The organism is Mesorhizobium sp. M0621, assembly GCF_040320745.1.
Lineage (GTDB): Bacteria > Pseudomonadota > Alphaproteobacteria > Rhizobiales > Rhizobiaceae > Mesorhizobium.
The window spans coordinates 1-15,144 of sequence record NZ_JAMYQF010000054.1 but is presented as its reverse complement, the minus strand read 5'-3'; the positions used below and the strand labels follow the sequence as shown (position 1 = coordinate 15,144).

Annotated in this window: 15 protein-coding genes; 4 read left to right on the top strand and 11 right to left on the bottom strand. The window is 62.1% G+C overall.

All coding sequences use genetic code 11. From position 1 onward, the window contains the following. Nucleotide 1 precedes the first annotated feature (1 nt). Together grxC and NKI38_RS27120 are read right to left on the bottom strand one after the other, a co-directional pair. Nucleotides 2-271, bottom strand: coding sequence for a glutaredoxin 3 (grxC, locus tag NKI38_RS27125; protein WP_352631733.1), 270 nt, complete (start codon nt 269-271; stop codon nt 2-4). A gap of 27 nt (nt 272-298) precedes the next feature. Continuing rightward, nucleotides 299-1,099 carry a ComF family protein gene (locus NKI38_RS27120; RefSeq protein ID WP_352663118.1) on the bottom strand — a complete coding sequence of 267 codons (801 nt, stop codon included), beginning with the start codon at nt 1,097-1,099 and terminating at the stop codon, nt 299-301. 65 nt (nt 1,100-1,164) lie between these two features. On the opposite strand from NKI38_RS27120, the gene NKI38_RS27115 reads away from it, so the two are divergent. Next, nucleotides 1,165-2,040 (top strand): methyltransferase domain-containing protein, encoded by an 876-nt coding sequence (locus tag NKI38_RS27115; RefSeq protein ID WP_352663115.1) that lies wholly within the window; start codon nt 1,165-1,167, stop codon nt 2,038-2,040. Nucleotides 2,041-2,068: 28 nt separating this feature from the next. Here NKI38_RS27115 and NKI38_RS27110 read toward each other — a convergent pair whose 3' ends face one another. The 5 genes from NKI38_RS27110 to argJ form a co-directional block, all read right to left on the bottom strand. Further along, complete coding sequence (locus NKI38_RS27110) at nt 2,069-2,254, bottom strand: Flp family type IVb pilin (protein ID WP_352663112.1); 186 nt, start codon at nt 2,252-2,254, stop codon at nt 2,069-2,071. A 109-nt stretch (nt 2,255-2,363) separates the two neighbouring features. Next, nucleotides 2,364-2,681 carry a hypothetical protein gene (locus NKI38_RS27105; RefSeq protein WP_352663109.1) on the bottom strand — a complete coding sequence of 106 codons (318 nt, stop codon included), beginning with the start codon at nt 2,679-2,681 and terminating at the stop codon, nt 2,364-2,366. Between the two features lie 128 nt (nt 2,682-2,809). Continuing rightward, nucleotides 2,810-3,232: a (deoxy)nucleoside triphosphate pyrophosphohydrolase gene (locus NKI38_RS27100; RefSeq protein ID WP_352663107.1), complete on the bottom strand. Its 423-nt coding sequence runs from the start codon at nt 3,230-3,232 to the stop codon at nt 2,810-2,812. Nucleotides 3,233-3,240: 8 nt separating this feature from the next. Continuing rightward, nucleotides 3,241-3,993: a GNAT family N-acetyltransferase gene (locus NKI38_RS27095; protein WP_352663104.1), complete on the bottom strand. Its 753-nt coding sequence runs from the start codon at nt 3,991-3,993 to the stop codon at nt 3,241-3,243. A gap of 29 nt (nt 3,994-4,022) precedes the next feature. Beyond that, nucleotides 4,023-5,264: a bifunctional glutamate N-acetyltransferase/amino-acid acetyltransferase ArgJ gene (argJ, locus tag NKI38_RS27090; protein ID WP_352663101.1), complete on the bottom strand. Its 1,242-nt coding sequence runs from the start codon at nt 5,262-5,264 to the stop codon at nt 4,023-4,025. A 115-nt stretch (nt 5,265-5,379) separates the two neighbouring features. Between argJ and NKI38_RS27085 the strand changes: the two genes are divergently transcribed. After that, the gene (locus tag NKI38_RS27085) at nt 5,380-6,663 is read left to right on the top strand and encodes a caspase family protein (protein WP_352663098.1); all 1,284 of its coding nucleotides are present in this window, start codon (nt 5,380-5,382) and stop codon (nt 6,661-6,663) included. A 337-nt stretch (nt 6,664-7,000) separates the two neighbouring features. After that, a complete protein-coding gene (locus NKI38_RS27080; protein WP_352663095.1) occupies nt 7,001-7,597 on the top strand; it encodes a TetR/AcrR family transcriptional regulator in 597 nt (198 codons plus the stop codon). Nucleotides 7,598-7,650: 53 nt separating this feature from the next. On the opposite strand, the gene NKI38_RS27075 is transcribed toward NKI38_RS27080, so the two are convergent. Then, complete coding sequence (locus NKI38_RS27075) at nt 7,651-8,568, bottom strand: peptidylprolyl isomerase (RefSeq protein ID WP_352663092.1); 918 nt, start codon at nt 8,566-8,568, stop codon at nt 7,651-7,653. 247 nt (nt 8,569-8,815) lie between these two features. Here NKI38_RS27075 and secA point away from each other — a divergent pair, with 247 nt between their 5' ends. Next, nucleotides 8,816-11,548, top strand: coding sequence for a preprotein translocase subunit SecA (gene secA, locus NKI38_RS27070; protein ID WP_352663089.1), 2,733 nt, complete (start codon nt 8,816-8,818; stop codon nt 11,546-11,548). Between the two features lie 153 nt (nt 11,549-11,701). On the opposite strand, the gene NKI38_RS27065 is transcribed toward secA, so the two are convergent. From NKI38_RS27065 to NKI38_RS27055, 3 genes are all read right to left on the bottom strand, one after another. After that, entirely contained in the window at nt 11,702-12,562 is an 861-nt protein-coding gene (locus NKI38_RS27065) for a restriction endonuclease (protein ID WP_352663086.1), read from the bottom strand. Between the two features lie 37 nt (nt 12,563-12,599). After that, the gene (locus NKI38_RS27060; RefSeq protein ID WP_502899394.1) at nt 12,600-13,541 is read right to left on the bottom strand and encodes a BsuBI/PstI family type II restriction endonuclease; all 942 of its coding nucleotides are present in this window, start codon (nt 13,539-13,541) and stop codon (nt 12,600-12,602) included. Further along, a partial coding sequence (locus tag NKI38_RS27055; protein ID WP_352663080.1) for an Eco57I restriction-modification methylase domain-containing protein occupies nt 13,538-15,144 on the bottom strand: 1,607 nt, incomplete at its 5' end. The genes NKI38_RS27060 and NKI38_RS27055, both read right to left, overlap by 4 nt.

Here is a 15,144-nt window from a genome sequence, read left to right as displayed (position 1 = left end):
CTCAAATCGTCGCGCTGTTGGCGAGCAACCTGTCCAGCCGGCCTTCGGCCTCCAGGTCGTGCAGGTCATCGCAACCGCCGACATGCGTATCGCCGATGAAAATCTGCGGAAAGGTCGAGCGGCCGTGGGCGCGGGAGATCATCTCCTGGCGTAGTTCCGGCGAGAAGGAGGCATCGTGCTCGGTAAAGGCAACGCCCTTGCGCTCGAGCAGCCGCTTGGCTGCCGTGCAATAGCCGCACATCATGCGGGTGTAGATGGTGACATCGACCATGGCGAATTTCCACTGTTCGTTGCCGACTTATATAGTCGCGGACTCGTCCGCCCGGAAGTCCCCCGGCAACACACGGGCAAAGGTCAGCACGTCGACGGCGGCCGCACCTCCCCTTTTCAGCGCCTTGGTGGCGGAACGCACAGTAGCGCCGGTGGTGTAGACATCGTCGATCAAAAGCACCCTGCGACTGGCAATCTCGATTTCCGCTTCGGCGGGCACGCGAAAGGCGGCCCGCACATTCTCTTCGCGCTCGCTACGCTCCAGCCCGACCTGCTGGCGGGTGAGTTTCACGCGCCGCACCGCCGAAGGCGCGAAGGGCAATTCACTGAGCGCCGAGACTGCCCTTGCCAGTTCCGCCGACTGGTTGAACCGCCGCCTGAAAAAGCGCCGCCAGTGCAGCGGCACCGGCACCACCACATCCGCCTCGGCGATGAGATCGGCGCCCGCGCGCACCATCCAGCGCGCCATCCATGGCGCGAGGTCCGTGCGATCCTGGTATTTCAGCCCCTGCACCATCTGGCGGGCGACACCGGAATAGGCCACCGCCGCCCGCGCCCGCTCGAAAGGCGGCGGATCGGCAATGGCCTCGGCGGACAGAAAGCCCTCGCCCATATGGTGGGTGAACGGCGTACCCATCACCGGGCACCATGGCCGTTCCAGCAGCCTGAGCTTCGGCCAGCAGACGCCACACAGCACACCGGGCTGCGAGACATGTCGGCGGCAACCGGCGCAGACAGGCGGAAACAGGATGCGCGCCGGCAAGCCGAGGGCTGACCGGGCGAAACGCTTGATCTCGCTGGGCTTGATCTTGGACATCGGATCGGCCACGTGGTTGGTTCTCCGTGCCAGGTATACCAACTATATCAGGGCGTGGACAAACAAGGATCTGCCTGTTGCAGCCGATAATGGATACCTCTCTGTGGCTCGCGCACAAGCGACGCGCGCTTGCCCATCCGGTTGACGGCGCGGACTTCCTCATGCGCCGCGCGGCCGAGGACCTCGCCGACCGGCTTGGTGCCGTCGAGCGCCGGTTCGGCAAGGCGGCTGTGCTGTTTTGCCAGACACCGGCGGCGGCCGAAATGCTCGCCGAAAGCGGCAAGGTCGCCGACATTGTCCGCGTCGAGACGGACATGGCTTTCCTGAACGGTGGCGGCGCCGGCTTGACCGCACCGCTCGAAACCGTGCCGTTCGAGCCGGAGAGTCTCGACCTGGCAGTTTCGCTTCTGTCGCTGCAGGCGATGAACGACATTCCCGGCATGCTGGTCCAGATTCGCCGCGCGCTGCGGCCGGACGGGCTTTTCCTCGGCGCCTTTGCCGGCGCCGGCACGCTTTTCGAGTTGCGCGAAAGCCTGCTTGCGGCCGAGACCGAGCTTTATGGCGGCGCCAGCCCGCGTGTCATCCCGTTCACCGACGTGCGCGATGCCGGTGCGCTTCTGCAGCGCGCCGGTCTCGCCCTGCCGGTCGCCGATGTCGAGACGGTGACGGTGCGCTACGATAGCCTGTTCAACCTGATGGCGGATTTGCGGGCCATGGGCGAGACCAATGCGCTCACCGATCGCAGCCGGCGGCCGGGCTCGCGCGCGCTGTTTGCCCGCGCGGCGGAAATCTACGCCGAGCGGTTCTCCGATCCCGACGGCCGCGTGAGGGCAAGTTTCTCGATTGTCTGGATGTCCGGCTGGGCGCCCGATGCATCGCAGCAAAAACCGCTGAAGCCGGGTTCGGCCAAGATCTCGCTGAAGGCAATCCTGGAGGCGCCCGACGGGCAATGATCCTGCCCGCAATTGCTGAAGAATTGGATCACGGTGTTGGTGCGAAAGCGTTCGCAACCTTGCTGTTGTTGTCGCTGAACAGCCAGATGATCCCGTCGCGGACCTGACCGATACCACCGACGATGGCCAGTGACAGCACGGCGATGATCACGCCATATTCGACGGCCGTGGCGCCGGTCTCGTCTTTCAGAAAACGCAGCAGCACTGCTTTCATGGCCTGAACCCCTCTCACCCGGACCTTACTGCCGATCTGTTAAGAAAGGTTAACGGCAAAGGCTTAACAGGCTGTGAAACAGCCGCGCCCGGGAAAATTCTTAACCATGTCAGCAATCGCCGCTGCTTCTGCCATTGGACCTGATGATGCAGACCGAACTGGGCTGCGGCTGCAGCACACTGCGGCGCAGCGTATAGGTTTCGCGATGGCTGACCGAGCCGGTGGCCGTCATGTCGAGCCCGCCGACAAGACCATCGCGGGCCGACAGCGAGCGTGTCTGGCTGTCGAGGAACGGGGTTGCGATCAGCGCCAGCGCCACTGCGGCCGAACCGAACAGCAGCGTGATGCGCAATATGCCCATGCCTGCGTCGGCGGCGCGAAAGCCGCGCTCGGGCCGGATCGAGTCCCAATCCCTGTCTAGGCTCATGCTATCGCTCCCCAGCAAATCGGCGGCGCGGCCGCGAACGACCATGCTTCAATTTTTCACGACGAGATAAATCTTCCATTAACGCTGACTGATACGACGCCTCGATCGGCAATCGGACGGGAGCGCCCTCAGAGAAGATCGATGAGGAACGGGATCAGCGGCGCATCGGCCGGCGGCATCGGGTAGTCGCGCATCTGCTTCGGCCGCACCCATTTCAGCGCCTGCCCTTCCCGGGGCTGGGCGATGCCGCGGAAGCGGCGGCAGACGAACAGCGGCATCAGCAGGTGGAAGTCGTTATAGGAATGGCTGGCGAAGGTGAGCGGCGCCAGGCACGGAATGTCGGTATCGACGCCGATTTCCTCATGCAGTTCGCGAACGATGCATTGTTCGGGCGTCTCGCCGGCCTCGACCTTGCCGCCGGGAAATTCCCACAGCCCGGCAAGTTGCTTGCCCTCGGGCCGCTGCGCCAGCAGCACCCGACCATCGGCATCGACCAGCGCGCAGGCGGCGACCAGGAGCAGGCGCTTGCCGGCGATCGTCATATCACTCATGCCCAACTTCACTCATACCCGGGCGGCCGGCGGTAGTGATAGCGATAGACTTCGTCGAAACCGAGCGAATGGTAGAGCGCCAGCGCCGGGACGTTGCCGGCCTCGACCTGCAGCCAGGCTTCCCGCGCACCTCGCAACCGCGCCCATTTCAGCGCCGACAGGATCAGGTTACGGCCGTGGCCCTTGTTGCGCGCCGACTTGTCGGTGGCGACCTCGAAGAGGCCGGCGAGATCGCCGTCGTGCACGCAGATAAGCGTTGCCAGCGGCTCGGCTCCATCTTCGAGCGCGAACAGGCCGGCCTCGGGCTGGATGGCGCCGATGATCTCCGACAGGCCAGGCCGCAGCGAAACATCCGAACCGCTGACCTTGAGCGAGGCGCCGATGAAGCGGCTGATGTCCTTTAGCGGAATCTGGTCCATGGCGGCGTCGAGTTGCGCGTCGGCCAGCGGCAGCCGCATCACCAGCGACTCGTCGAACCGGCTCCAGCCTTCCTCGTCGAGATGGCTGGCGAGATCGGAACCCGACAGCGGCGACATGCGGAACGTCAGCGGCCTGCCATAGGCGTCGAAACGGCGGCTGGCCCGGCCGATACGGTCGGCAATGTGCATGATATCGCCGGGATCGAGCGGGTTGACCGAATTCAGCCGCTTGGCCGGATGGCCGGCGGTCAGCCGCACCACCCAGGTGCCGTCATAGTGGACGGCCGCTGCGGGCCAGGCGCGAAAGCCGGCCGCCTCGTAGCGGCGCACGATCGCGAGCATGCTTGCCGGATGCCTGGAGCCCAAAACCATCAGCTCCGATAATCGCCATTGATGGCGACATATTCCTTGGTGAGATCGCAGGTCCACACCGTCGCCTTGCCGCGGCCGATGCCGATATCGGCGCGGATGCGGATATCGTCGCGCTTCATATAGGCCGATGTCGCCTGCTCGGAATAGGAGGGATCGCGCTCGCCTTCATGCGCCAGCCTGTTGTCGCCGAACCAGATCGACAGCCGGTCGCGATCGGCGGGCTCGCCGGCCTTGCCGACGGCCATGACGACGCGGCCCCAATTGGCGTCCTCGCCGGCGACCGCCGTCTTGACCAGCGGCGAATTGGCGATCGACAGCGCGATGCGCTTGGCCGAGCGCGCCGATTTGGCGCCGGTGACTGTGACTTCGACCTGCTTGCGGGCGCCCTCGCCGTCGCGCACCACTTGCAGCGCCAGCGATTTCAGCACCTTGCCGAGCGCCCGGCGGAACGCTCCAAGGCGGGCATCCTTGGGATCGGTTATAGCAGGCGCGCCGCGCTTGGCCGCCTTGCCGGTGGCGAAGATCAGCAACGTATCGCTGGTCGAGGTGTCGCTGTCGACGGTGACCGCGTTGAAGGTCTTGGCCGTGCCGCGCGATAGCAGGTCCTGCAGAACAGGGGCGGCGATCGGCGCGTCGGTGGCGACGAAGGAAAGCATCGTCGCCATGTCGGGCGCGATCATGCCGGCGCCCTTGGAAATGCCGTTGATGGTGACGTCGGTATCGCCGAGCTTGACGGTCGCGGTCGCCACTTTCGGATAGGTATCCGTGGTCATGATTGCCTTGGCCGCTTCGGTCCACAGGTCCGGCTTGCCGTTGCTGACCAGTCCCGCGAGCAGGTGGCTGAATTTGCTGGTGTCGAGCGGCTCGCCAATGACGCCGGTCGATGCCAGGAAAACCTCTGCTGCCTTGCAGCCGGCAGCCTTCGCCGCCGCCTCGCCGGTCAGGGCGGTCGACTCGCGGCCTTTCTTGCCGGTGAAGGCGTTGGCGTTGCCGGAATTGACGACCAGCACCCGCGCCTTGCCGGCGCTGAGATTCTGCCGGCAGAAATCGACCGGGGCCGAGGGGCATTTCGACTTCGTGAACACGCCGGCGACCGCGGTGCCTTCATCGAAGACCATGGTCAAAAGGTCGGTGCGGTTCTTGTACTTTATCCCCGCCTCGGCGGTGGCGATGCGCACCCCCTCAATGGCCGGCATTTTGGGGTATTTCTTCGGCGCAAGCGGCGAAATCGTCGTGGACATGGCGGCCTCGGGCGGGAAAATCGCAAGGGAAGGCCGGTTTGCCCGATACGCCGCGCGGGCGCAAGGGCGTTTTCGCCGCTCTTGCCAGGGGCGGGAACCCCATTTGGGATCAAGCTTGCATTTCAAATCTGTTGGCGCCGCCGGGGCCGATGGCGTTATGATCCTGCCCATGGGCAGGCTTGCGATCCTCGCATGGGCATTTCTGGGACTTTTGCTGCTGAGCGCGGATGCACAGCCGCAACGGCGCGTGGCGCTGGTCATCGGCAACGGCACCTACGCCGAAGCCGGCACGCTGGCCAATCCGGTGAACGACGCGCTCGATATCGCCGACAAGCTGCGCTCCATCGGCTTCGAGGTCATCGAGGGCAACGACCTCGGCAAGCGCGAGCTCGAACGCAGCATCGGCGAGTTCTCCGATGCGCTCGAAGGCGCCGGCGTCGGGCTGTTCTACTATGCCGGCCACGGCCTGCAGGTCGACGGGCGCAACTACATCGTGCCGGTCGACGCCAGGTTGGACGTGCCGGTAAAGCTCCAGCTCGAGGCCGTGCCGATCGACGAAGTCCTCGACATCATGGAACAGCAGACCAAGGTCAGCCTGGTGTTTCTCGATGCCTGCCGCAACAACCCATTTGCCCGCAGCTTGAGCCGCACCGCTACAACCCGCTCGGCGAAGGCGCTGGCCGGGCTGGCGCAGTTCGATTCGACGCGCGGCTCCTTCATCGCCTTCTCGACGGCACCCGGTGCCGTCGCCATGGACGGAAGCGGGCGCAACTCGCCTTTTGCCGCCGCCCTGCTGCGTCACATCGCCGAACCCGGCCAGAGCATCAACGACATGATGATCGCGGTGCGCCGCGACGTGGTTTCGCAAACACGCGAATCCCAGCGCCCCTGGGAGCAGGGCTCGCTGCTCGAACGCTTCGAATTCGTCTCGGACGGACAACCCGCCCAGCCACGGAAGCCAGCCGCGGCGCCTGCGCCCTCGACGGAAGTTGCTCTGCTTGAGCGCTCGGTGGGCGACGACAAGGGATCGATCGAGAAATTCCTCCGCCAGGATTATCTGACGCCGGACATCAAGGCGATGAGCGAGACCGTCAAGCGCCTCTACGGCCCGTCCGCGATCATTTTCGGCGCGCGCTACGACGCCGATGCCATCGCTAGGGTCAAGACCGATTGGTTCGCGCAGTGGGCCTCCTGGTCGCTGGGCCTGGTATCAGGCAGCCTGGAGGTCACCCCGCATGGCGAGGACCGCGCCGAGGCCATCTTTGCCATGCGCTACGATTATGTACCAAAGGACAAATCGGCGGCACGCCTGACCGGCAAGGCGCGCGTCACGCTTGGACTGGTCAAAGCCGACGGCGGCTGGCGCATCGAGTCCGAGACATCGAAAGCGATGCAGTAGACATCATCCGACGGTGGCGTTGTCGGATAGTTCTGTGCCCGTCGCGTTTCATGTCGATAGGAATTTTTTCCTTGACCCGTGAGGGCAGCTGTGCTAGATTTTTGGCTATGGTGCTTATTGCGCCAGTGACCCGCCGCGCAGGCGGGTTTTTGCGTTAGGGGCTTCTCCACCCAACACGTAAGGGCTCCAAGGGACAAAGTTAACGCGGGTTCGTTGTTATCGCGGACTCGTTGCTGGCGCGACCATCACCGCCGTCCAGAAGTTTGAAAACGCGGCGTTTCGTTTGAGCGTCAGGTCACCTATGCTGCCGGCAAACCTGGTGGCGAGGACGACAGACATGGCCGAGGACGCTGATCCGCGCAGATCGATCGGTGCACGGCGCAACCCCGACAGCGCCGATGCCATTCTCGACGCTGCCGAGGCTGTGCTGGTCGAGGCCGGCTATGCCGGTTTCTCGATCGAGGCGGTGGCGCGGCGGGCCCGCGCCGGCAAACCCACCATCTATCGCTGGTGGCCGAGCAAGGCGGCATTGCTGCTCGAAGTCTACCAGCGCCAGAAACGCGTCGATGTTCCCGATACCGGGCGACTGGAGGAGGATCTCGTCGGCTTCCTGAAAAACCTGTTCGCCCACTGGCGCGAGACATCGTCGGGCAGCGTATTCAGGTCATTGATCGCCGAGGCGCAGTCGGATGATACGGCGTCCGCGGCCCTTGCCGACTATGCACTGGGCCGACGGTCCCATACCGGCCAGATCATCGAACGCGCCAAGGCAAGGGGCGAAATCCCGGCTGAGATCGATTCAGCTGTTGTCGCCGACCTGATCGCCTCCTTCGCCTGGAAGCATCTGTTGACCAACAGGCTCGACGAGGACGAAGCGACCATACGCAAGGTGGTCGGCTACGTGATGCGAGGCATAGCGGCGCCCGGAAGGTAAAAAGGCGCGGCAACCCTTGGCTGCCGCGCCCCTTTTCAAAAAATCTTTCAGGCTTACTTGGCGCTTTCCAGCGTATCGACCGCCTTCTTCAGGTTCGCGTCGGGGATCTCGACCTTGGCGCCGGCACGCAGCGACTTGACCAGCGCGAAATACTTGTCGCGGATGACCGCCTGCTTGGCCTGGTCCTTGACGTCGTCGAAGGCCGGCGGCTGCTTGGTGCGCTTGTCCTCGAGCTTGATGACATGCCAGCCGAACTGCGACTGCACCGGCTGCTTGGTGTATTTGCCGACCTCGAGCGCGAAGGCCGCCTTGTCGAACTCCGGCACCATCTGGCCAGGTCCGAACCAGCCGAGGTCGCCGCCACTGGTCTTGCCCGAAGGATCGCTGGTGTGCTCGTTGGCGAGCTTCTGGAAGTCGGCGCCGCCGTCGAGCTGCTTGATGATGGCCTCGGCCTCTTCCTTGGTCTTCACGAGGATGTGACGGGCATGCACCTCGTTGGCGGGCGGCGTATTGGCGATTTCCTGGTCGTAGCGGGCGCGAACCTCGGCGTCGGTGACCTTGTCGACAACGCCCTTCTCGACCATCTCGCCATGCAGCGCGCGCTGCTGCAGGAAGGCCATGCGGCGCTGGAAGTCGGGATTCTTGTCGAGCCCTGTCGTGACCGCCTGGGCGGCCATGACGCGGATTTCGATGGCGGCCGAAAGCGCGGCGGCGCGGCGCTGCTCGGGCGGCAGCTGTGCGAACTGCTGCGACAACTCGCCTTCGGCAAGCACCAGGTCGGCTTCGGTCAGGGGCTGGCCGTTGACCGTGGCGATAACCGTATTCGGATCGACCGGTGCCGCGGCCGGCGCTGCTGCATCCGCCGGAGCGGGAGCGGTCTGCTGCGCCATCAGCGGCGACAGCGAAAGGGCCGACAAGCCGAAGGCCAGGCCAAGGCTGGCAAGCGACGCACGGCGAAACAACAAGGACATAAGACGACTCCGGTGGGGATTGTAAGGACGGGTGGCTTCCAGATCAGCCAGATTGTGGCGGAATTTGGCGCGCCCGGCAGGGCCAGCGCGGCGTTGACATCAGTTGAGCCCCCTCTTATCTGTCCAACGACTTTGCGTCCAGAACCGTTTTCCGGGCGCTTTTTGTGTTTGTCCACGTTCACGTGGAATTGATGGGGCCGGCCGGCGCCCATCTCAAGATTGAGAATTCTATCGAAAGGACCATTGGATGGTCAGTCTCGGCGGTCTCGCCCGTAAGGTTTTCGGTTCCTCCAACGACCGTCGGGTCAAATCGACCCGGCCCCGTGTCGAGGCGATCAACGCCATGGAAAACGAGATGCGGGCGCTCTCCGACGAGGAGCTGGTCGGTCGCACCGCGAAATTCCGCCAGGACATCGCCAACGGCGCCACGCTCGACGACCTTCTGGTGCCAGCCTTTGCCACTGTGCGCGAGGCGGCCCGCCGCGTGCTCGGCATGCGCCCCTTCGATGTCCAGCTGATCGGCGGCATGGTGCTGCACAATGGCGGCATTGCCGAGATGCGCACCGGCGAGGGCAAGACCCTGGTCGCCACGCTGCCGGTCTACCTCAACGCGCTCGCCGGCAAGGGCGTCCACGTCGTCACCGTCAACGATTATCTGGCCACCCGTGACTCCGAATGGATGGGCCGCGTCTACAAGTTCCTCGGCCTCTCGGTCGGCGTCATCGTGCACGGCCTGTCCGACGAGGAGCGCAGCGCCGCCTATGCCTCCGACGTCACTTACGCCACCAACAACGAGCTCGGCTTCGACTATCTGCGCGACAACATGAAATACGAGCGCGCCCAGATGGTGCAGCGCGGTCACAATTACGCGATCGTCGACGAAGTCGATTCCATCCTGGTCGACGAGGCGCGCACGCCGCTGATCATTTCCGGTCCGCTCGAGGACCGTTCGGAAATGTACAACACCATCGACACCTTCATCATCCAGCTCCAGCCGCAGGATTATGAGATCGACGAGAAGCAGAAGACGTCGATCTTCACCGAGGAAGGCACCGAGAAGCTCGAAAACCTTTTGCGCGACGCCGACCTGCTCAAGGGCGAGTCGCTCTATGACGTCGAGAACGTCGCCATCGTCCACCATGTCAACAACGCGCTGAAGGCGCACCGGCTGTTCCAGAAGGACAAGGACTACATCGTCCGCAACGGCGAAATCGTCATCATCGACGAATTCACCGGCCGCATGATGCCGGGCCGCCGCTATTCGGAAGGCCTGCACCAGGCGCTCGAAGCCAAGGAGCATGTGGCGATCCAGCCGGAGAACCAGACGCTGGCCTCCGTCACCTTCCAGAACTATTTCCGCCTCTACAAGAAGCTGTCCGGCATGACCGGCACGGCGCTGACCGAGGCTGAGGAATTCGGCAACATCTACGGCCTCGACGTCACCGAGATCCCGACCAACCTGCCGGTCATCCGCATCGACGAGGACGACGAGGTCTACCGGACGGTCGAGGAGAAATACAAGGCGATCGTCAGGGAGATCCGCGAAGCCAGCGCCAAGGGCCAGCCGACGCTGGTCGGCACCACTTCCATCGAAAAGTCCGAGCAGCTGGCCGAGCGCCTGCGCAAGGAAGGTTTTACCGATTTCGAGGTGCTGAACGCCCGCCACCACGAGCGCGAAGCGGCGATCGTCGCCCAGGCCGGCAAGCCCGGCGCCATCACCATCGCCACCAACATGGCCGGCCGCGGCACCGACATCAAGCTTGGCGGTAACGCCGAGATGCGCATCGAAGAGGAACTCGGCGACATGCCGGCCGGTCCGGAGCGCGAAGCACGCGAAAAGGAAATCAATGCCGACGTCGAGCGCCTGAAGGAAAAGGCGCTGGCCGCCGGCGGCCTCTACGTGCTCGCCACCGAGCGCCACGAATCGCGCCGCATCGACAACCAGCTGCGCGGCCGCTCCGGCCGCCAGGGCGACCCCGGCCGCTCGAAATTCTTCCTGTCGCTGCAGGATGATTTGATGCGCATCTTCGGCTCCGAGCGCATGGACGGCATGCTGCAGAAGCTCGGCCTCAAGGAAGACGAGGCGATCATCCATCCGTGGATCAACAAGGCGCTGGAAAAGGCGCAGAAGAAGGTCGAGGCGCGCAACTTCGACATCCGCAAGAACCTGTTGAAATATGACGACGTCTCCAACGACCAGCGCAAGGTGGTGTTCGAGCAGCGCATCGAACTGATGGACGGCGAAGGCCTCTCTGAAACCATCGGCGAGATGCGCGAGGGCGTCATCGACGAGATCGTCGCCAAGGCCATTCCCGAAAACGCCTATGCCGAGCAGTGGGATGTTGCCGGCCTGAAGGCCGAGGTCGCCGAATTCCTCAACCTCGACCTGCCGATCGAAGAATGGGTCAAGGAAGAGGGCATCGCCGAGGACGACATCCGCGAACGCATCACCCAGGCCGCCGACGCCGCCGCCAAGGAGCGCGCCGAGCGCTTCGGCCCGGAGGTGATGAGCTATGTCGAACGTTCGGTGGTGCTGCAGACGCTCGACCATCTGTGGCGTGAGCACATCGTCAATCTCGACCATCTGCGTTCGGTCGTCGGCTTCCGCGGCTACGCCCAGCGCGATCCGCTGCAGGAATACAAGGGCGAGGCGTTCGAGCTGTTCCAGGCGATGCTGGGCAATCTGCGCCAGGCCGTCACCGCGCAGCTGATGCGCGTCGAACTGGTCCGCCAGGCCGCCGACGCACCGCCGCCCGAGGCCCCCGACATGTTCGGCACCCATATCGACGGCACCACCGGCGAGAACGATTTCGAAGGCGGCGAGACCGCCCTCCTGGTCCGCCCGGAAACAACCGCCATCGTCGCTCCCGAAGACCGCGACCCCAACAACCCTGCTACCTGGGGCAAGGTCGGCCGCAACGAAGCCTGCCCCTGCGGTTCGGGGAAGAAATACAAGCACTGCCATGGGGCGTTCGCGTAAGGGAGCGCCCTCTTCCCTTCTCTCCGTTTACGGGGAGAAGGTGCCCGAAGGGCGGATGAGGGGCGGCGCGGGCGTTCGCGATTAGCCAATCTCCCCACCTGAGGGGGAGATGGCCGGCAGGCCAGAGGGGGGGGCTTAGCGCCGACTAGCCCGCTAAAATCCCGCGAAAGCGGCTTCGTCCACGGTTACTTCCTCGACCATCTTCACCCGCACGCCGATCTTCTGATCCTTGAGCAGGTCGCATAATCCGTCCCCATCGATCAAGTCGATGGCCGGAGCTCCGTCGCGTACAGCCTCGCGCCGCGCATCCGCGGTAAATGTACCGGTGGTGATGACAAGACCCTTGTCGGCTCGACCTACCATTGCGCCGCGAAAGTCGCGCACGACGCCTGACCCCACCGAGCCTTTCCAACGCTTACACTGGAACAGCACGTGGAACGAAAGCAGGTTGACTCGCAATACGCCGGTTCCGTCGATGCCACCGTCACCGCTTCGCCCGGTCACCTCGACCTTAATGAAGCCAGCCTCTCGGAGAAGCCTTTGGCACAACCGCTCGAAAGCTGCCGGATCAAGCGCAAGGAGAACGTCGAGCAATTGTTCTCGCCAGTCCTTCAAAGCGATATCAGCTGCTTCCGCTTCAGCCTCGGCACGCTCAGGGGCAGCGACAGTTTTCGCCTTGCGCAATGCCGCGTCGGCTCGCCTGACAAGCCGTACGATTTCTTCCGGATCAAGTGACAGCGATGCACGGCCTTCCGCCGTGAGCGCCCATACGCCGCGCTCGCTGTTGTTTGTGAGGCCCGCATTCTTCAGCCAGCTCCGCGCCCAGGCGCAGCGATAGTCGAATTTCGCCCTTGGCCCATCGCCAACCAGCACTGCCCGCGCGGCGTCGGAAATGTTCATCAACACAGCCGTCTTATCGTCGATCTCTTCGATCGAAGCCGAGCCGCCAAGCGCGTCCAGCGCCCGCAAGACCGGCACAAAGAACTCTGCGAAGGGTGGGACGGTCGCTTTCATCGAGAGTTCTTCTTCTCACGCTTGTTAACGACATCATTCAACCGCATATGGCCCAAGAAACCGCGTGCCATTGAAATGGAAGATGCGTAGGCGCATCCGCTACCCACACCTCAGTTTCCCAAGCAATCTCGGCGATGTAACGCGCAAGCACAGTTCGCGTTGGGAATGCGGTGACATAGACTAGGCCCGCAGTCGAAGTCGTGAACAATTGCACCAACTCTTCGTGCCGTTTTGCGTCGACTGGACCGTGACTTGTGACTGATTCCACGAGTAAAAGCCAACCACGATCTGCGTAGTGTAGGATAACGTCAGGCATCTTGCCATGGCTATCGACGGTAACACCAAGAGCGGCAAGTCGCTCGTGGTCGAAATAGCCTGTCTTGTCGCCAGTATCCCCGGCATAGATCAGTGCGCTATCCGGGGCGAAGCGCGGTGCGAACTCTTCGATGATAGCACGGATAAGGTCACTGTGCTTGCCCGGACTTAAGTGGATGCTGGTGCCATCCGCAATACGAACAGGAACAAGAGTCATTTCGCGTTCGCGAGCATAGCGGTCGGCTAGAGTTTTCCATTGTTCAAGATAACGGGGCAGAGCGATGTCCCACTCCGCCGTCGCGTACAATCGCATTAGAGCCAGAGCGCCTGGCGCGATCTGATAAACAGTATCCCGACTGTTTATCGCCCTATTGGAGTCATCAGGATTTCGAAGAACGAGCCCGGCATCAACAAACTGGTGTATCGTCTGGCGGCGAATGGATTCCCGAGTGTTCGGTTTGTAGGTCTTGCCGTAATGCTCGCGGAACCAATTCATTATAGGTGTTATGCCCATTAGGGGTGCAGCCGCGGCGTCCCATGTTTGGTTCGGATGCAAATTTAAAAGTGCGAGCAGCGTCAACGAGGAGCGCTCATTTCTCTGTCTACGAGGAAAACCAAGATCGGTCAGAATTTGCATGGCTGCATCAACGTGAGGATGTCTCATGCGAGTTCGGTCACCCGCGCATCTATCACCTCCTGTGAGGGTTGCGGGTAACTCTTTGCCCATTTGCCAAGCAAGGTCAGTGCATCGCGACTGGGGTACCTCATAGTCTTGAGATCCGTTGCGTTGACTTGGGTGTGCCCATTGAAGCGCCGGAAACACTGATCAACCACCGTGGCGTTCAGATAGACGGCCATACCGCGCGCCATGTCTTCGCTGAGCGGTTGCTTCCTGTCGTGAAACACGTTCAAATGATTTTCAAAGCCGATCATTTTGGTCGGCAGTGCCGCAGGCTCAACCACGTTGGCGATGATGCGGCGGCGCTCCTCTTTGGAGGAAAAGCGGCGCACGACCGTATAGAAGCCGCACGGAAACAGCCATTTAACTGTTTCCCGCGTTTCGCGGATGGCGTTTGCTTTCTTGAAGCCGGGCTTTGGCCACGCGAATCCGTCGCGCGTGAAATGACCGGGATAGAGCAATGGGACCGTGCCCGGTTCGTACTCGGCACGAAGATCATTTTTCATCCTAAAGTCGACGACGGGACCGGTGGAAACAGACACACCTAATTCGTCAAGCCGATACTGGAAGGCTGAGCCTGTTAGCAGGTCGGGCCCGTCGTCTGTCGGGATATGAATGAATTGCTCGGCGTCGCGGGCCAAAACAATGCTGCCGAAGGCATGAATGGTCTCACGGTAATCTGAAAATGTGTCGTCGGTCGAGGTCGAAATTGTCACCTCACCCTGTTTTTCGCCCCGCGTTAGATGGATGATAATGTTTTCTTGGAGTACACCATCACCCTTAAAGGCTTTGTTGCGCGCGCCGAACAGATGAATATGTCGAATAGAGGCGTGACGAAAAATAAAATGCCGGAATGGCTGGTAGTAAGGGCCATTGCAGAAGCTACGTGGAATAATAGCAACTAGATCACCACCGCTCTCCATCATCGCAATAGCAAGACCAACAAATCCAGCATATAGATTTACGGTTTCCAAGCCTATAGCACTCAGGCATGCCCTGTGATGCGATGCAGTGTTTATTTTCTTGTATGGCGGATTAAGGATAGCATGGGTAAATCTCTGACCTTTTCCTAGGCGGATCATAGAAGATGCATGGTCGATAAAATCTTCGTTTCGTACTTCAGAAGAAATATTTCTATCTGGTCCCAAAAGGGAAATGTTTTCCCGCAAAATATCCGAGAATTCTTGATCAATTTCATAACAAGTTGTTTGGATAACTCCATCCGAACGAGAGATCATCCAGTGATTTATAAATGCCGTTGTTAAGGCGCCTTTGCCTGCCCCAGCATCCAAGAGTCGAATTTCAGAAGGGAGCGTTTCGCCAAACAGCCCAGCCATAAATCTCGATATTGATTCGGGCGTCATGAACTGACCGAGCTGCGAGGCTTTCGAACTTGGTGCTTTAACAACTTGGTTGCTGGTCGAGTTGGGCAAACTCTCGTTTCCCAACAGGAACGGCATTTGATCGTGCAAGGCACCTTCGGGCGGCGCAATCGATCGTGTCCCGCGGCGTGGTGTAGCTGGCGGCATTGGTCGCCGTGCTCTCCGGCATGGGCCGGGCTGATCAGCGCGCCACTGCTGGCAGGCTG